The sequence below is a fragment of the Arthrobacter sp. AOP36-A1-22 genome, assembly GCF_052377615.1.
In the GTDB taxonomy this organism is placed as follows: domain Bacteria; phylum Actinomycetota; class Actinomycetes; order Actinomycetales; family Micrococcaceae; genus Arthrobacter_H.
The window spans coordinates 36,890-53,493 of sequence record NZ_JBQSWX010000004.1 but is presented as its reverse complement, the minus strand read 5'-3'; the positions used below and the strand labels follow the sequence as shown (position 1 = coordinate 53,493).

Sequence of the window (16,604 nt, the reverse complement as noted above, 5' to 3'; positions counted from 1 at the left end):
CGCGGGCCCCACTGGTAGTCCTGAGGGTGTCAGCCCACGACGGCGGACGCCGTCCCATGGGTCGCGGAAAGGTGGGTCCATCGTGGCCAAGCATGGCGAGGAAGCACACGAGCCGACGGCATCCGAACTGGAGGTCGACGACGGGCCGAAGGATTGGGCGGCAGGGGTCCCCGGCGTCACGCATTCCATGGGTCCTGCCTTGGCGCAGATGGGGCCGACGCGGACCGCCAAGACCGTCATGAAGCTGAACCAGAAGGACGGTTTCGACTGCCCCAGTTGCGCCTGGCCGGACCCGCACCATCGCAAGACCTTCGAATTCTGCGAGAACGGGGCCAAGGCCGTCACCTGGGAGGCCACCCCGATCCTCATCGACTCCGCCTTCTGGGCCGAGCATTCGGTCACCGAACTACGCTCCCGCACCGAATACTGGTTGGGACAGCAGGGCCGGCTGACCGAGCCGGTCTACAAGCCTGCCGGCGAGGACCACTACCGCCCGATCTCCTGGTCCGGGGCCATCGACCTGTTGGCGACCGAACTGAAGTCCCTGGACTCCCCCGACGAGGCGGTGTTCTACACCAGTGGGCGCACCTCCAACGAGGCGGCCTTCGCCTACCAGCTCTTCGCCCGCGGTTTCGGAACCAACAACCTGCCGGATTGTTCGAACATGTGCCACGAATCCTCCGGGTGGGCCATGGGCGAGAGCATCGGCGTCGGCAAGGCGACCGTGGCCTTCGAGGACTTCGAACGCGCGGACCTGATCATCATCATGGGCCAGAATCCGGGGACCAACCACCCCCGCATGCTCACCGAATTGGAGAACTGCAAACTCAACGGCGGTCACATCGTGGCCATCAACCCGCTGCCCGAAGCGGGGCTGCGCCGGTATAAGAATCCGCAGAAGGTCCGTGGCATCGTCGGCCGGGGCACCGACATCGCCGACCAGTTCCTGCAGATCCGCCTCAGCGGGGACATGGCCCTGATGCAGGCGGTCTCCAAACGGGTCCTTGACGCCGAGGCTGCCCACCCCGGCACCGTGCTGGACCATGACTTCCTGGACCAGCATTGCCAGGGGCTGGAGGAGCTGCGAGAACACCTGGCCGGGCTGGATGAGGAAACGGTGCTGGAGGCCACCGGCCTGGAATCGGCGGAGATCGACGAACTGGCCCACCGGTACATGGCGGCGGAGAACGTCATCATCACCTGGGCCATGGGGATCACCCAGCAGAAGAAGGGGGTCGACACGATCAAGGAGATCATGAACCTCCTGTTGCTGCGCGGGAACATCGGCAAACCCGGCGCCGGGGCCTCCCCGATCCGGGGCCACTCCAACGTCCAGGGCGACCGCACCATGGGCATCTGGGAGCAGATGCCCGACTCGTTCATGGATGCCGTGGCCCGCGAGTTCAGTTTTGATCCTCCCCGCCACCACGGTTTCGACTCGGTCCAGACCTTCGAGGCGATGCAGCAGGGCAAGGTCAAGGTCTTCGTCGCCCTCGGCGGAAACCTGGTCTCGGCGGTCTCGGACACCGGGGTGGCCGAAGCCGGCATGGCCGGCACCGACCTGACCGTGCAGATCTCCACGAAGCTCAACCGCTCCCACACCGTCACCGGTGCCGCTGCCCTGATCCTGCCGACCATGGGCCGCACCGAAATCGACATCCAGGAGTCCGGGGAACAGTTCGTCTCCGTCGAGGACACCGTTTGCGCGGTGCACCCCTCCTGGGGCAACGTCGAACCGGTCTCGCATCAGCTGCTCTCCGAAACGGCGATCGTCAGCCGGCTCGCCCACGCGGTCCTGGGCGAGCGGATCGACGCCGACTGGGTCGGGTTCGAGAAGAACTACGACCTCATCCGCGAGCACATCTCCCGCGTGGTCCCCGGCTGCGAGAACTACAACCAGCGGATCCGGCGCGAGGGCGGGTTCATCCTCGCCCACGGCCCGCGAGACACCCGCACCTTCCCGACCCCCACCGGCAAGGCCATGCTCACGGTCAACGAGCTGGAATACCTGTCCCGTCCCACCGGCACGCTGATCCTTCAGACGCTTCGCTCCCACGACCAGTTCAACACCACCATCTACTCCAACAACGACCGCTACCGCGGAGTCCGCAAGGGCCGTCAGGTGGTCTTCGTGAACGCGACCGATCTGGCCCAGCTGGGTTTGAAGGACGGGGACCATGCCGATGTCCACGGGGTGCACGACGACGGGGTGTCCCGGGTCATGCGCGGTTGCCGGTTGATCGAATACCCGACGACCCCGGGCTGCGTGGCCGCCTACTATCCGGAGGCCAATGTGTTGGTCCCGCTGTCCCTGGTGGCAGAAGCCAGCAACACCCCGGTCTCCAAGGCGGTCCTTGTCCGGCTAGAGAAGGTGGACGCCGAGGTACCGGTGGGCTAGCGGTACCCACCCGCCACGCATTGGTGCCCGCCGGAGACCTGACCTACCGTAGGGACCGGCATGCCAGCACCAAGCATCGATGGAGGACCCATGTCCCAGCCGGGGCCGTACCCGCAGCAGTACCCAGGCCAGAACCCCTACCAGCCCCATGGCCAGTACCAGGCTCCCCCGCCACGGGGCATGAGCATTGCCTCCATGGTGCTGGGAATCGTTTCGATCTTCGCCGGTTTCACCTTCGTCGTACCGATCGTCGGCCTGGTGCTGGGCATCATCGGGCTCCAACGCGAGCCGGCGGGCAAGGGCATGGCCATCGCCGGTCTCATCCTCAACGGCCTGATGCTGCTGGGCTGGCTGCTGCTCATCGCCGCCATCATCTTCCTCGGCGGGATCTTCGCCACCATGGACTACTCCTCCACCATGAACACGTGATCCGCCGTTCCGCCGCGCTGATCTCCAGCGGACTCCTGCTGGCCTTGGTCCTGGGACCGCTGACGGTCCTGGTCTCGGCCGTATCGGGCGTGACGAGCATGGCCGGCAGCTTCTACGGCATCACCGACGGACCGGGAACCGGCGCCCTGGTCGTGCTCTGCCTCGGTGGCCTGCTGGTCCTGGCCGGTTGGATCATCGCGATCATCGGTTTCCACCGTCTGGCCGGCACGGTCGATGCCCTGGGCCGGCACCATTTCGGCCCGTAGCCCCCGGCCCCGACCCTCGAGGCACCAGCACCCCGTTGAGTCCTGCCGCGTCGTCATGCGGCCCCCGGTTCCCCGATGCGCGATAATGGTCGAAGCATCCGCTTCGGCAAACCGCCACGAAAGGCCGCCCCATGAGCACGCTGAAGGAACAACTCCGCCTCGATATGACCGCACACATGAAGTCCGGCGACAAGCTGGAACTGATGACGTTGCGCAACGTCCTGGGCGAAATCAACACCCGCGAAAAGGGTGGCAAGACCCCGATGGAGATGGACGACCAGCAGGTCACGGCCCTGCTACAGAAGGAAGCATCCCGCCGGCGCGAGACCGCCGGGACCTATACGGAAGCCGGCCAGCCCGACCGGGCCGAGAAGGAAATCGCCGAAGCAACGTTCATCGAGTCCTATCTGCCGGCACCGCTGACCCGGGACGACGTCGTCGCCATCGTGGATCGGGCCATTGCCGATCAGAGCGTCGACGGGGTGAAGCCGGGGATGCGCCAGATGGGCCAGATCATGAAGACGGTGTCCGCGGAAGTCGCCGGACGCTTCGACGGCAAGACCACCAGCACCCTGGTCAAGGAGCGGCTGGCCTAGGGCTCCTTGCGGCCGCTCCTCCGCCGGTCGGGACGGTGGCCCCGGCGCTGGGCCAGCCGGTGCATGGCGATCCGGCGGGCCTTCATCGGCAACCCGAACCTGCGGTGGGTGTAGATGATCAGCCCGAGGGCGAAACCCCCGGAGGCCATGATCGACAGGGCGGTCCCCCAGCCGCCGATCAGCCACCAGTCCTCGGGCCACCGCCACCACTCGGGGGCCGGTGGGCGCAGCCCCCACACCACGCCGCTGGCCAGCAACAGGCTCGCCCCGGTCGAGCTCCAGAAGATCCGCCAGCGGGTCTTCACGCTTTCGGCGGCCAATTGGTAGGCCCTGGCCTTGACCGGGTGCATCAGCTTCTCGGCCCACCAATAGCGGGTGGAGAGCACGGCCAGTCCCGCCACGATGCACAACAGCCCGGGGCCGGGCAGGACCAACGCCAGCACTCCGACCACCAGAAGCAGCCACCCGGCGATATTGACCGCCAGGGGCTTGAGCCAGACGTGTACGAAGGTGGAAGCCATTTCCGCTAGTTTACCGGAAGTACCCGGGGTCCAAGGGGTCGAGGCCGGCTCGCCGCGTTACGGGCGGTAACCTGTGGAAGGGCCCACGAAACCCGTCGCCGGCGCAGTACACCGGTGCCCGTGGCCCTCGAGGCGCCAAGCAATCCAAAGGACGAACACATGGCAGTCACCGACCCGCAAACGCCCGCTCCCGGCGCGGGACTCATCCGGGGTGCCGACGGGCTGCTGCGCCCCGTCTGGGCCACCGAGGGGATGATGCGGCAGTACTACGACACCGAATGGGGTCTGCCGATCCGCGATGAACAGGGCCTGTTCGAACGCCTCAGCCTGGAGGCCTTCCAATCCGGCTTGTCCTGGGCGACGATCCTGCGCAAGCGGGAGAACTTCCGGGCCGCCTTCGCCGGATTCGATCCCGATCGGGTGGCCGCTTTCGGCGAGGACGACGTCGAACGCCTGCTGGGCGATGCCGGCATCGTGCGCAACCGGGCCAAGATCCGGGCCACCATCGGCAATGCGGCAGCGACCATCAAACTGCGCGACGAGGAAGGACTGGCCGGGTTCATCTGGTCCTTCCAGCCTCGGACCACCCCGCGTCCGGCCACGATGCAGGAGGTCCCCACCACCTCGCCCGAATCCATGGCCCTGTCCAAGGCACTGCGCACCAAGGGCTTCTCCTTCGTGGGCCCGACCACCATGTTCGCCCTCATGGAAGCCGTGGGCATCGTGGACACCCACCTGCTGGGCAGCCACCGGCGTGGCAGTTCGGGCGTATGGCCATGAGCCGTGCTTCGGCACCGGACTGGCGTCACCTGGGCCTGGTCGTCGTCGGGGGGATGGTCGGCACCGCGGCCCGCGAAGGCCTCACCCTGGCTGTCCCGGGAATCAACGGGCTCCCCACCACCATCTTGATGATCAACATCATCGGCGCCTTCCTGCTGGGGCTGCTGCTGGAATCGCTGCTGCGTGCCGGCAGCGACGAGGGCCCCCGCCGGATCATGCGCCTGATGCTGGGCACCGGATTCTGTGGCGGGTTCACGACCTATAGCGCCTTCGCCGTCGATGCCCTGCTGCTCTTCAACGGCCAGGGGCCGGTGGGTGGTCCCGGGGCCGGCCTGGCCCTGATCGCCGCCACCGTACTGATCGGGGCCGCCGCCACCTGGGCCGGGATCGCGACCGCCGGCCTGCGACGCCCCCGCCGGGAGGCCAGGCCATGACACCGCTGCTTTTCATCGCGCTCTCGCTGGCCGGAGGTCTGGGGGCCGGCACCCGGCTCCTGGTCGACGGCTTCATCAAGTTCCGTACCCCGGCGGCCTTCCCGGTGGGCACCCTGCTCATCAACGTCTCCGGTTCGTTGGTGCTGGGCCTGCTGCTGGGACTGTCGCTGTCCTTCATCGTTCCCGAGCCGGCCTATCTGGTCGCCGGCACCGGGTTCCTAGGCGGTTATACGACCTTCAGCACCGCCAGTTTCGAATCCGTGCGCCTGCTGCAGGAACGTCGCTACCTGGCCTCACTGGCCAATGGCCTGGGGATGGCGGTGCTCTGCGTGACGGCGGCCGGCGGCGGATTCTGGCTCGGTTCCCTCGCTTAGGCGTTGCCGGTAGGCTCGGGCCTTCATCCCCGAAGACCGTACCCGAGCCCTGTTGGAGGCCACCGATGTCAGCGACCTTTTCCCCCGGCGACCACGTTGGCTGGAACTCGGAAGCCGGACCCGTCAGTGGGATCATCCTCAAGAAACACACGCAGGACGTCGAATACAAGGGCCATATGCGCCGGTGCTCCCCGGAGGATCCGCAATACGAGATCCGCAGCGACAAGACCGACCACATCGCCATGCACAAGGGGCCGGCGTTGACCAGGATCAAGAAGTAGTTCCGACCCCGTCCAACCCCGGCCCCATGGACCCGATCAGGCTCAGCTGTTGGCGATGGCGTCCTTGAGCGAGCCGAGGATCAGCGCCACGGAATCCATGTTCGCGTTCGGGCCCATCAGGCCGATCCGCCAGACGGTCGCGGCATACTGTCCGACGCCTCCGCCGATCTCCACGCCGTAGGTCTTCAGCAGGTACGAGCGCACCGCAGCCGAATCGACCCCCTCAGGCACCTTGACGGTGGTCAGCTGCGGCAACCGGTGGCCTTCCGCGGCGAAGAGCTCCAGCCCCATGTCCTTCAGGCCTTGTTGCAAGGCGGCGCCAGCCGCCTGGTGGCGTGCGGTGACGGCCTCGAGGCCTTCGGCCAGGACCCGATCGATCCCTGCCTCCAGGGAGGCGACCATCGCGACCGGGGCCGTGTGGTGATAGGTGCGCTGACCTCCGGAGGAGCCGGTGGTGGCGTAGCCACCGAGCAACCCCAGGTCCAGGTACCAGGACTGCGGCTTCTGCACGCGGCGTTCGAAGGCCCGGTCGGAAATGGTGAACGGGGCCAGTCCCGGGGCCACCCCCAGGCACTTCTGTGTACCGGCGTATCCGACATCGATGCCCCAGGCGTCGGCTTCGATCGGCATGCCACCGATGGAGGTGACGGCGTCGACGATCAACAGGGCGTCCCCTTTGATGGCGCCCAGCGCGGCAATGTCGGAGACGACGCCGGTGCTCGTTTCGGCATGGACGGCGGCAATGACCTTCGGGGTCGGGTGGGCGGCGGCCACCCGGTCGGCGTCGACGGGTGTCCCGTATTCGTGGTCCACCCGGACCACCTCGGCGCCGACGCGGGAGGCGACTTCGCACATCCGCTCACCGAAGAGCCCGTTGACGGCGATCACGGCCACGTCACCGGGGTTGATGGTGTTCACGAAGGCGGCTTCCATACCGGCCGACCCGGTGCCACTGAGCGGAAGGGTCCGGGTGTTCTTCGTTCCCCACAGCGTCCGAAGGCCTTCGCAGGTCCGGTCCATCCGGGCGATGAAGTCCGGGTCCAGGTGTCCCAAGAGCGGCAGGCCGAGCGCTGCGGTGGCCTCGGCGTACGGGTTGCAGGGGCCGGGTCCGAAAAGATGGCGGGTGGGGACGATCTGCTGCATGGGGACTCCCTGGGTTCGATGGCGCGGCACTGGCCGCAGGACAAGGCCTTCGCCTTCCACCATAGGCACGAAATGTCGCTCAACGGAATCCGACTTCCACGCAGGTGGTTCCAAAATGTCGGAGGCGGCTGGTGACTTGGAGGCACTGGAAGTGACGGCTTCCGGTCATCGACACTGCACCGCAACCGCGGCGCACCATTTTGGGGAGGAAACATGAATACGAAAACCATCTGGGCGGCCCTGGCGCTCGCCACCGGACTGGCCCTGACCGGCTGCACCACCTCGGGCGGCCCGGAGGCCGGCAGCGGGGCCGATGAAGCCTCCGCCCCGGCCGCCGACGCCGTGGCGGAGACCACCGGGGACCAGTCCACCCAGGGGGTGGCCGACTTCGGGAGCGCGTGGACCTGGGACGACGGGCTGAAGCTGACCGTCAAGCCCGCCGGGCTTTCCACCGCCGGTGAATACGCCTCCGGTGCCGAGGCCTCCGATGGAAAGATGTACGTCTTCGATGTCTCCCTCCAGAACGGAACCTCCGAGGTCTTCGACCCGGCGATCCTGACGGCATCGGTGGCCTACGGGGACGAGGGGACCCAGGCCGAAGGCGTCTTCACCGAGAAGATCGATGGTTTCTTCGAAGGCAAGGTCCTGCCGGGCAAGAAGCAGAGCACGCGGGTCGCCTTCGGCATCCCGGCCGGCGAGCTCGACGACGTGACGCTGACGTACCTGGTCGATTTCGACCATGAGGACGCGCTCTTCTCCGGCGCCCTGGCCAAATAGCGCCACGGCAGCTCCGGTGGCCGGATCCGTGGCCGGAAGGCCCCGGATCCGCCCGCCGGCGGGGACCCCTTTACGCTGCCGAGCGACCCGGTTACGCTCGGCCCATGGCAGTGCGAATCAGGACCATCCAAACGGCTCTACCCGAAACGGTCCTGCATCAGGACCAGGTCCGCGATGTCTTCGCCGACCAACCCGACCTCACCCGGCTGGGACAACGGCTGATCACCACCTCCTTCAATTCCTCGGCCATCTCCACCCGCCGCACTGCGTTGACCGAACTGAGCCTGGAGCAGACCGAAACCACTCCGGTGTTCTTCGATGCGGCCACCACCCGGCTGCTCAGTCCCAGCACCAAGGTCCGCAACGACGTCTTCACCCGCGAAGCCAAGGCTCTATTCACCGAATCCGCCCGATCCGCGCTGGCCGCCTGCCCGGATCTGGGCCCCGAGGACGTCACCCACGTCATCACCGTCTCCTGCACCGGCTTCTACAACCCGGGACCGGACTACCAGATCGTCAGGGCCCTCGGCCTGCCCGCCTCCACCCAGCGCTACCATCTGGGGTTCATGGGCTGCTATGCGGCCTTCCCCGCCCTGCGCGCCGCCAAAAGCTTCTGCGAGGCCGAACCGGACGCCGTCGTCCTGGTCGTCAGCACCGAATTGTGCACCTTGCACGTACGCAGTTCCAACGACCCGGACACCATCATGGGCTCAGCACTCTTCGCCGACGGCGCCGCCGCGGCAGTGGTGACCGCACGTCCCGCCCCGGCGGGAACGACGTCCCTGGAACTCGACGCCTTCGAAACGGTCCTGACTCCGGTCGGTGAGGAATCGATGGCCTGGAACATCGGCGACGAGGGGTTCGAGATGGTCCTGGGGACCTATGTCCCGCATATCATCGACGAGCATATCGTCGGGGCGTTGGCCCCGTTGCTGGCCCACGATCCCTCGATCGGGGAAGAGTACGCGGACCTCACCCATTGGGGCATCCACCCCGGAGGCCGGGCCATCCTGGACAAGGTCCAACACCGTCTGGGGTTGGACGAACGCCAGCTGGAACCGGCCCGCCGGGTGCTCAACGACTACGGCAACATGTCCAGCGCCACCGTCCTGTTCGTGCTCAAGGACATCCTGGAAGGCGTCAGCGAGGCCGACGATCCCGCCGGCGAGCGCGTCTGCTCCATGGCCTTCGGGCCCGGGTTGACCGTGGAGACCGCGTTGATGACCGTGGCCCGCACCGGGGCGTAGTCCAGCGATGCGCCGCGCCGAGACCGCGACCGAGGAAATGGACCGGCCCGACTGCGATCCGGTGCTGTTGTGGCGGACCTACCAGCAGTTCCCGCTGGTCAACGCGCTGGTCTCCGGCTGGCGCGGGGTCTATCGCGACCTGATCCGCCCGGCCCTGCCCACCACCAACGCCACCATCCTGGACATCGGTTGTGGTGGTGGGGACATCACCCGCGCCCTGGCCCGGCGGGCCCGCGCGGACGGGTTCGACATCACGGTCACCGGCATCGACCCCGATCCGCGGGCCTACCGTTTTGCCTCCCGGACTGCCACGGGCCGGCCCGGGGCCGAGGTCGTTTTCGAACAGGCCAGCAGTTCCGATCTGGTCGCTGCCGGGCGCAGCTTCGACGTCGTGGTGTCCAACCATGTGCTGCATCACCTCTCCCCCACAGGACTCGACGTGTTGTTGGCCGACACCGAGCAGCTCACCCGGGCCGTGGCCGTGCACGCCGATCTGCGCCGTTCACGCCTTGCCGGCCTCCTCTTCGGTGCCGCGACCCTGCCGCTGGCCGGGACCTCCTTCATCAGACGCGACGGGCTGACCTCCATCCGGCGGAGCTACCTTCCCGCCGAACTGCGGGCCGTGGTCCCCGGGGGATGGCGGGTCCAACCTCGGCGTCCGTTCAGGAACCTGTTGATCCACCGGCCGGACCCCCTACCGTGATCGACGTGCTCATCGTCGGCGGTGGCCCGGCGGGGCTGACGCTGGCGATCCTGCTCACCCGAGCGGGCCTCACCGTCCGCGTCGTGGAGGCCCGGGATACCCCGCAGGAGCATTCCCGGGCCATCGGCCTGCATCCCCCGGCCGTGGACGTGCTGCACGCGGCGGGCATCGCCAAGGAGGCCATCGCCTCCGGGGTGCCGATCCGCCGGGGTCTGGGACTGAGTTCCGGACGTCGCATCGCCGCCTTGGACTTCGACGTCCTGACGGGTCGGCATCCCTTCATCCTCTCCCTACCCCAGGCGACCACGACCGAACTACTCACCGCACGGTTGCGCGAACTCGACCCACAGGCCCTGCTCGTAGGCCACGCACTGACCACTTTCCGCCAGGACGATCGCGGCATCCACGCCACGATGACCGGGCGGCCGGCCCCGATAACGGCCCGCTACCTGGTGGGCGCCGATGGCGTCGGGTCCACGGTCCGCCCGCTGGCCGGGCTGCCCTTTGCCGGAAGCCTCTACCCCGACCACTACGTGATGGGGGATTATCCGGACACCACCGGCTTCGGGGCCACCGCCGCCCTGCTGCTGCACCCCGAAGGGATCGTGGAGTCCTTCCCCCTGCCCGGGGGCCTCCGCCGCTGGGTGGCCTGGCACCGGCCGGCCGATGCCACCACGCTCCCGTCACTTATCGAACGACGTACCGGCTACCGGGTCGACCCCGATGCGGCGACGATGCACAGCAGGTTCCGGTGCTCGCATCGGGCGGTCGCGCAGATGGTGCACGGACGGGTCATCCTGATCGGCGATGCCGCCCACGAGATCAGCCCCATCGGCGGGCAGGGCATGGCGCTGGGGTTGCTCGACGCCGCCGCCCTGGCCCCGCTCCTCACCCGGGCCGGTACGAAGGGTTCAACGCCCGCCGATCTGCTGGCAGGCTTCTCCCGGGACCGGTTGCGTGCCGCCGCCCGGGCGGGACGGCAAGCCCACCTGAACATGGCCTTGGGGCGCCCCCTGCCCCGGGTGCTGGATCAGGTCAGGGCCGCTGCGATCACGGCCGTGGCCCGCAGCAAACCACTGACCGACGCCGTGGCCCACCGGTTCACGATGAGCCGGGGTTTCCGCTGAGGCTCCCCGCTCATGCCTGCGCGGTGGAGTCCTCCGGTGGATAGGTGATCGTGGTTCCCACCACGTGGGCGAAGGACGTCAAGGCATGCGCGGTGGCCTTGGTCGGGCTGAATATATCCAGCACCTCGAAGCCGCGGACGAGCATCGCGTCCCCAATCATCGAGCGGTGGCAGCGCCAGGGGACGGCTTCGGCGCACATGATGGCCACGGACCGTTCGGTGGCGCTGGCGATCAGCTCCTGGATCCCGGCGTCGAACCCAGGGGTCTGCATGTAATCCGCATAGCCCCGGAAGGAGGCGTTGCGCCAGCCGGTGTTCGGCGAGGCCTTCGTGGTGTGCCGGAGCCCGCCGAGGCTTTCGATCCGCTGGTAGTCCACTCCGTGATCGGCGAGGTGGCCCGGGAGCTGGTCGATGCCGAATTGCGGGTTGTGCCGGGATCCGGGCACCGTGCGCACATCCACGATCCGTTGCACCCCATGGGCCCGGAGCAGCTCGACGAACTCCGCGATCAGATGCGTGGAATGTCCGACCGTATGGAGGATGGCGCGTGGCGCGGCAGCCGCTGGGGTGCTCATGGTTCCATCATGCCAGCGCTGCTCCCCGACGACCGCCACACGAATTTCAATTGATTGACGCTCGTCACGTAACTGATATTCTGACTTTCATGAGCTGCCCCTACTCGCAAGACACCCCTGAAACCCCCGGCGCCGATACCGCTACCGGCGAACGCGATATCGAAGAGACCGTACGCACCGACTTCCGCAACGAGATGTCCTACGGCGGGTACCTGGATCTGGATAAGGTCCTGCACGCCCAGCACCCCCACAGCAATCCCGAACACCACGACGAGCTGCTGTTCATCATCCAGCACCAGACCAGCGAGCTCTGGCTCAAGCTGGTCCTCCACGAGCTCGTCGAAGCCCGTCGCCTCATGGACGCCGACGATCTGGGCAAGGCGCTGAAGTGTCTGGCCCGGGTCAAGCACATCCAGAAGGTCCTCACCGACCAGTGGTCGGTGCTGGCGACCCTCACCCCGCGTGAATACGCCCAGTTCCGCGACACTCTGGGCTCGGCCTCCGGCTTCCAGTCCTGGCAGTACCGCGCCGTGGAATTCATCCTGGGAAATAAGCACCGCGGCATGCTCAAGGTCTTCGAATCCCATCCCGAGGCCCACGCCATGCTCAGCCAGCTCCTCGAGGAGCCCACGGTCTACGACGCGTTCCTCGCCGCCCTCTCCCGCGCCGGCTACAGCATCCCCGAGGAGATCCTGCACCGCGACTTCTCGAAGGCCTGGGTGCTGCACGAGGAACTCATCCCCGTATTCAAGGAGATCTACGAAACCGAGGAGACCCGCTGGGGCTTCTACCAGGCCTGCGAGGATCTGGTGGACCTCGAGGACAACTTCCAGGCCTGGCGCTTCCGGCACCTGCGCACCGTCCAACGCACCATCGGCTTCAAACGCGGCACCGGCGGCTCCTCCGGCGTCGATTTCCTCCGCCGCGCCCTGGACCTGACCTTCTTCCCCGAGCTCTACGCCGTCCGCACCGAAATCGGCAACTAGCCCGAAAGGCCCTTCCGCATGAGCACCTCCCCCGCGTCCCCGACCAGCGACGAGCTGGACGCCGCCGATCCACTCGCCCTCTACCGCAGTCGCTTCCTGGTCCCCGCCGCCGATCCGGCCCGGCCGCTGACCGCCTATCTCGACGGGAACTCGTTGGGGCGGCCGCTGGCCGCCACTGCCGAACACCTGGCCACCTTCGTCCGCACCGAATGGGGTGCCGGGCTGATCCGCAGCTGGGATGAGCAGTGGATGGACGAGCCCACCGTCCTGGGAGACCGCCTCGGGGAGGTCGTCCTCGGTGCCGGGCCGGGGCAGACGCTGGTCGGGGACTCGACGTCGGTCCTGCTCTACAAGGCGCTGCGGGCGGCCTTGGACCACCAACAGGGAGCCGATCCGCGGCGCTGCGAGATCGTCATCGATGCGGGGAACTTCCCCACGGACCGGTTCATCGTCGAGGGCATCGCCGCCGAACGGGGGGCGACCCTGCGGTGGATCACCCCCGATCCGGCGACCGGGGTGACCGGCACGGATCTGGAACAGGTCCTCTCCGATCGCACCGCCGTCGTACTCCTGAGCCATGTGGCCTACCGTTCGGGCTACCTTGCCGACGCCGAAGCCATCACCGCCCAGGTCAAGGATGCCGGGGCCCTCATGGTCTGGGACCTGTGCCATTCGGTCGGCGCCGTCCCGCTGCACCTGGATGCCTGGGGCGTCGATCTGGCGGTGGGTTGTACCTATAAGTATCTCAATGGCGGCCCCGGCTCCCCCGCGTTCGTCTACGTCGCATCGGCACTTCACTCCACGCTCCGCCAGCCGATCTGGGGGTGGATGGGGGCCGCCGACCCCTTCGGGATGACGGAGACCTATGAACCGGCCGGTACGATCCGCCGGTTCATCACCGGAACCCCACCCATCCTGGCCATGCAGCCGCTCAAGGACATGGTGGAGCTGATCGCCGAGGTCGGCATCGAGGCCATCCGCAGCAAATCGGTGGAACTGACCGAGCATGCCCTACGGCTCTGCGAGGAACGCCTCTCCCCCCACGGCGCCCGGCTGGCCAGCCCCCGTGAACCTGCACAGCGTGGTTCCCACGTGACCGTGGACCACCCTGACTTCGCCGCGGTCACCACCCGGCTCTGGGAGCAGGGGGTGATCCCCGACTTTCGCCCACCGGACGGCTTGCGCATCGGCCTGTCGCCCCTGAGCACCAGTTTCGCCGAACTCGAGGTGGGCGTCGAGGCGATCGCCGCCGCACTGACCGACATGAAATGAGTGCCGTCCTCGACGACATGGACTCCCGCCCCGGGAGCACCACGTCGTTGCTGCGCACCATCATCGGGCTGTATTTGCGCGGGGCCGGGGGGTGGATGTCTTCGACCCAACTGATCACCCTGATGGAGGCCGTCGACGTGTCCCCGGCCCTGACCCGCACCGCCCTGAGCAGGCTGCGGCGCAAGGAAGTCCTCACCGCCTCCACCCGCGGGGGCGTCTCCGGTCATGCCGTCGGGGAGCGGGCCCGGCAGATGCTCGAACGCGGCGACCGCAGGATCCACGAACCCCGGTCCATGGGCCCCGACGATTCCTGGTGCCTGGTCTACTTCACGGTGCCCGAAACCGCTCGTGGGCTACGCCATCAGTTGCGCCGCCGATTGCATTGGATCGGGTGCGGCACCGTGGGGCCGGGACTGTGGATCTGCCCCCGCTACCTGCAGGCCGAGACCGAGGAGATCCTGGAGGACCTGGGGCTGCGGGATCGTTCAGTGCTCTTCGTGACCGGACGCCCCCAGGCCGCCGGTTCCCTCCGCGAGGCCGTGGCCGGCTGGTGGGACCTGGAGGAGCTGGCGGGGTTGCACCACGCATTCCTGGATCGGCAGCGCGATGTCCCTTCCGTGCCACCCGCCGAGGGGGCGGCCGCCTTCGCCGCCTATGTGCGGTGCATCGACAGCTGGCGGATCATTCCCTACCTCGACCCGGGGCTACCGACCGACTGCCTGCCGGAGGATTGGCCGGGCGCGGCCAGCAGCAACCGCTTCCTCCAGCTCCGCGATGCCTACCGACCCGAGGCCCTGGCCTACGTCGGATCCATCAGGTCCGTCCCCCAAGCCGTCTGAACCCAGTCCCTCACCGTCCGGCACCCCGGCGTGCCCCGGGAACGCGGTGTAGCGTGTGGCCATGACGCCCCCAGGACCCGCTGCCCGCTTCCTCGCCCTGCATCACGGCCCGACGCCGTTGCTGCTGCCCAATGCCTGGGACACCGGGTCGGCGCGGTTGTTCGCCTCGATGGGGTTCCTTGCCCTGGCCACCACCAGCAGCGGGTATGCCGCCTCGCGGGGCCGTCTCGACGGAGGGCTGACCCGCGAGGAGACCTTGAAGAATGCGGCCGAGCTCGTGCAGGCGACGGAGCTGCCGGTCAGCGCCGACCTGGAGAACGGGTTCGCGGACCAGGCAGCAGCCGTCGGGCGGACCTACGACCTCGCGTTACAAACCGGGCTGGCCGGCGCCTCGATCGAGGACTCCACCGGGGACCCGGACTCCCCCATCCACGGGATCGAGGCCGCCACGGAGCGGGTCGCTGCCGCGGCAGAGGCCTGCCACCGCGGGCCGGCGCCGATGGTGCTCACCGGCCGGGCCGAGAATTTCCTGCATGGACGCCCGGATCTGGCCGATACCATCCACCGCCTCCAGGCCTACCAGGAGGCGGGGGCCGACGTGCTCTACGCCCCGGGGCTCACCCGGCTCGAGGACATCCGGTCGGTGGTGGAATCGGTGGACCGCCCGCTCAACGTGCTCGCCACGGCGGGGACACCGCCGGTCTCCGCCCTGTCCCGGGTGGGTGTCGGCCGCGTCTCGGTCGGTGGGGCCTTCGCCTTTGCCGCCCTCGAGGCCACCGCCGCGGCGGCCCGCGAGTTCCTCGACGAGGGAACCTCCGGGTACACATCGCAGTCGAAGACCGGCAAGGACCTCGCCTCGCGGATCTTCCCCGCCTGAGCCCCGACACACGAAGTGCCCGCACGGTGGACCGTGCGGGCACTTCGTGTCCTGACGAAACAACGGCGGCTCGCCATTGGGGGGAAAGGCGAACCGCCGCTGCCGTCTGGCGGGGGCAAAGCTCCCGCAGTTCAGGGTCCGGGGCGCTGCCCCGGGGCCGACCTGATTACTTGGTCGGCAGGTTGATGGTCTGGCCCACCATGATCACGTTGGGGTTGGAGACCGTATCGGTGTTCACCGAGTACAGGCCCTCCCAGCCGCTCAGGCCCTGGGCGTTGGCGATCTTGGACAGCGTGTCGCCGGCCTTGACCGTGTAGTTCTTGCCCGAGTCGGTGGCCTTGACCGTGGCGACGTGCTTGCCGGTCGACTTGACCTGCTGCTGCGGCGCGGCCTTCTGGACCGGTGCCTGTGCGGTGTGCTTCGGAGCAGCCTTCTGGACCGGAGCCTGCTTCGGCGCGGCCTTCTGGACCGGAGCCTTCTTGGTGGCCTGCTTCGGGCCGGACGGTGCCTTGCCGGAGATACCCAGCTTGGCGGAGCATGCGGGCCATGCGCCCCAACCCTGAGCAGCCTGGACCTTCTTGGCTACGCGGATCTGCTCGGACTTGCTGGCGTGGTTGGCCTGACCGCTACCGCCGAAGGCCTTCCAGGTGCTGTTGGTGAACTGCAGTCCACCCTTGAAGCCGTTGCCCGTGTTGATGGACCAATCCCCACCGGACTCACACTGCGCGAGTGAATCCCAGGTGCCTGCAGGTGCTGCGGAGGCGGGAGCTGCTCCGATGCCTGCTGCCGCGCCGGCCAAGGCCAGGGCTGCTACACCACTGCTTGCGCCGATGCGGGAAATCTTCGAAAACTTTTTGCTGTTCTGCTGGATCACAGTTTCTCCAGGGGCCACCTGTGCGCTCCAGCCGTCCCCGGCCCTCATTGCGCGATCGTCCGGCGTCGATGTCGACTCCAAATTTAGTGGGCAGTCAGGTGGACGA

At 67.8% G+C, this 16,604-nt stretch carries 20 protein-coding genes; 16 read left to right on the top strand and 4 right to left on the bottom strand.

Annotation, left to right across the window (positions count from 1 at the left end):
• Nucleotides 1-82 precede the first annotated feature (82 nt).
• From ACT3S2_RS03770 to ACT3S2_RS03755, 4 genes are all read left to right on the top strand, one after another.
• Nucleotides 83-2,398: an FdhF/YdeP family oxidoreductase gene (locus ACT3S2_RS03770; RefSeq protein ID WP_444555401.1), complete on the top strand. Its 2,316-nt coding sequence runs from the start codon at nt 83-85 to the stop codon at nt 2,396-2,398.
• A gap of 90 nt (nt 2,399-2,488) precedes the next feature.
• The gene (locus ACT3S2_RS03765; protein WP_444555402.1) at nt 2,489-2,827 is read left to right on the top strand and encodes a DUF4190 domain-containing protein; all 339 of its coding nucleotides are present in this window, start codon (nt 2,489-2,491) and stop codon (nt 2,825-2,827) included.
• Entirely contained in the window at nt 2,824-3,093 is a 270-nt protein-coding gene (locus ACT3S2_RS03760; protein WP_444555403.1) for a hypothetical protein, read from the top strand. The genes ACT3S2_RS03765 and ACT3S2_RS03760 overlap by 4 nt, the downstream gene beginning before the upstream one ends.
• Nucleotides 3,094-3,224: 131 nt before the next feature.
• Nucleotides 3,225-3,689: a GatB/YqeY domain-containing protein gene (locus ACT3S2_RS03755; RefSeq protein WP_444555404.1), complete on the top strand. Its 465-nt coding sequence runs from the start codon at nt 3,225-3,227 to the stop codon at nt 3,687-3,689.
• Here ACT3S2_RS03755 and ACT3S2_RS03750 read toward each other — a convergent pair.
• Nucleotides 3,686-4,210 (bottom strand): PGPGW domain-containing protein, encoded by a 525-nt coding sequence (locus ACT3S2_RS03750; protein WP_444555073.1) that lies wholly within the window; start codon nt 4,208-4,210, stop codon nt 3,686-3,688. The genes ACT3S2_RS03755 and ACT3S2_RS03750 overlap by 4 nt on opposite strands.
• Before the next feature lie 159 nt (nt 4,211-4,369).
• On the opposite strand from ACT3S2_RS03750, the gene ACT3S2_RS03745 reads away from it, so the two are divergent.
• The 4 genes from ACT3S2_RS03745 (at nt 4,370) to ACT3S2_RS03730 (ending at nt 6,079) form a co-directional block, all read left to right on the top strand.
• Complete coding sequence (locus tag ACT3S2_RS03745) at nt 4,370-4,990, top strand: DNA-3-methyladenine glycosylase I (RefSeq protein WP_444555072.1); 621 nt, start codon at nt 4,370-4,372, stop codon at nt 4,988-4,990.
• Complete coding sequence (locus ACT3S2_RS03740) at nt 4,987-5,424, top strand: fluoride efflux transporter FluC (RefSeq protein WP_444555071.1); 438 nt, start codon at nt 4,987-4,989, stop codon at nt 5,422-5,424. Before ACT3S2_RS03745 ends, ACT3S2_RS03740 begins: the two co-directional genes overlap by 4 nt.
• Nucleotides 5,421-5,798 carry a fluoride efflux transporter FluC gene (locus ACT3S2_RS03735; protein WP_444555070.1) on the top strand — a complete coding sequence of 126 codons (378 nt, stop codon included), beginning with the start codon at nt 5,421-5,423 and terminating at the stop codon, nt 5,796-5,798. Before ACT3S2_RS03740 ends, ACT3S2_RS03735 begins: the two co-directional genes overlap by 4 nt.
• Before the next feature lie 65 nt (nt 5,799-5,863).
• Nucleotides 5,864-6,079, top strand: coding sequence for a DUF2945 domain-containing protein (locus ACT3S2_RS03730; RefSeq protein WP_444555069.1), 216 nt, complete (start codon nt 5,864-5,866; stop codon nt 6,077-6,079).
• A 42-nt stretch (nt 6,080-6,121) separates the two neighbouring features.
• Here the strand turns inward: ACT3S2_RS03730 and ACT3S2_RS03725 are convergent, their stop codons facing one another.
• Nucleotides 6,122-7,222: a pyridoxal-phosphate-dependent aminotransferase family protein gene (locus tag ACT3S2_RS03725; protein ID WP_444555068.1), complete on the bottom strand. Its 1,101-nt coding sequence runs from the start codon at nt 7,220-7,222 to the stop codon at nt 6,122-6,124.
• A gap of 213 nt (nt 7,223-7,435) precedes the next feature.
• On the opposite strand from ACT3S2_RS03725, the gene ACT3S2_RS03720 reads away from it, so the two are divergent.
• The 4 genes from ACT3S2_RS03720 to ACT3S2_RS03705 all read left to right on the top strand — a co-directional run bounded on the left by ACT3S2_RS03720 (nt 7,436) and on the right by ACT3S2_RS03705 (nt 11,076).
• A complete protein-coding gene (locus ACT3S2_RS03720) occupies nt 7,436-7,999 on the top strand; it encodes a hypothetical protein (RefSeq protein ID WP_444555067.1) in 564 nt (187 codons plus the stop codon).
• Between the two features lie 104 nt (nt 8,000-8,103).
• Nucleotides 8,104-9,246 (top strand): type III polyketide synthase, encoded by a 1,143-nt coding sequence (locus tag ACT3S2_RS03715; protein ID WP_444555066.1) that lies wholly within the window; start codon nt 8,104-8,106, stop codon nt 9,244-9,246.
• Nucleotides 9,247-9,253: 7 nt separating this feature from the next.
• Nucleotides 9,254-9,949, top strand: coding sequence for a methyltransferase domain-containing protein (locus ACT3S2_RS03710; protein ID WP_444555065.1), 696 nt, complete (start codon nt 9,254-9,256; stop codon nt 9,947-9,949).
• Nucleotides 9,946-11,076: an FAD-dependent oxidoreductase gene (locus ACT3S2_RS03705; protein WP_444555064.1), complete on the top strand. Its 1,131-nt coding sequence runs from the start codon at nt 9,946-9,948 to the stop codon at nt 11,074-11,076. The genes ACT3S2_RS03710 and ACT3S2_RS03705 overlap by 4 nt, the downstream gene beginning before the upstream one ends.
• A gap of 10 nt (nt 11,077-11,086) precedes the next feature.
• Here the strand turns inward: ACT3S2_RS03705 and ACT3S2_RS03700 are convergent, their stop codons facing one another.
• Nucleotides 11,087-11,650, bottom strand: a complete 564-nt coding sequence (locus tag ACT3S2_RS03700; protein WP_444561251.1) for a DUF488 domain-containing protein — start codon at nt 11,648-11,650, stop codon at nt 11,087-11,089.
• 89 nt (nt 11,651-11,739) lie between these two features.
• Between ACT3S2_RS03700 and kynA the strand changes: the two genes are divergently transcribed.
• From kynA to ACT3S2_RS03680, 4 genes are all read left to right on the top strand, one after another.
• On the top strand, nt 11,740-12,636 hold the full coding sequence (gene kynA, locus ACT3S2_RS03695; RefSeq protein ID WP_444555062.1) for a tryptophan 2,3-dioxygenase: 897 nt from the start codon (nt 11,740-11,742) through the stop codon (nt 12,634-12,636).
• A gap of 18 nt (nt 12,637-12,654) precedes the next feature.
• Complete coding sequence (locus tag ACT3S2_RS03690) at nt 12,655-13,908, top strand: kynureninase (protein ID WP_444555061.1); 1,254 nt, start codon at nt 12,655-12,657, stop codon at nt 13,906-13,908.
• The gene (locus ACT3S2_RS03685) at nt 13,905-14,747 is read left to right on the top strand and encodes a PaaX family transcriptional regulator (RefSeq protein WP_444561250.1); all 843 of its coding nucleotides are present in this window, start codon (nt 13,905-13,907) and stop codon (nt 14,745-14,747) included. The genes ACT3S2_RS03690 and ACT3S2_RS03685 overlap by 4 nt, the downstream gene beginning before the upstream one ends.
• A 61-nt stretch (nt 14,748-14,808) precedes the next feature.
• Nucleotides 14,809-15,624 carry an isocitrate lyase/PEP mutase family protein gene (locus tag ACT3S2_RS03680; protein ID WP_444561249.1) on the top strand — a complete coding sequence of 272 codons (816 nt, stop codon included), beginning with the start codon at nt 14,809-14,811 and terminating at the stop codon, nt 15,622-15,624.
• A 166-nt stretch (nt 15,625-15,790) separates the two neighbouring features.
• Here ACT3S2_RS03680 and ACT3S2_RS03675 read toward each other — a convergent pair whose 3' ends face one another.
• Nucleotides 15,791-16,498, bottom strand: coding sequence for a transglycosylase family protein (locus ACT3S2_RS03675; RefSeq protein ID WP_444555058.1), 708 nt, complete (start codon nt 16,496-16,498; stop codon nt 15,791-15,793).
• Nucleotides 16,499-16,604: the final 106 nt, after the last annotated feature.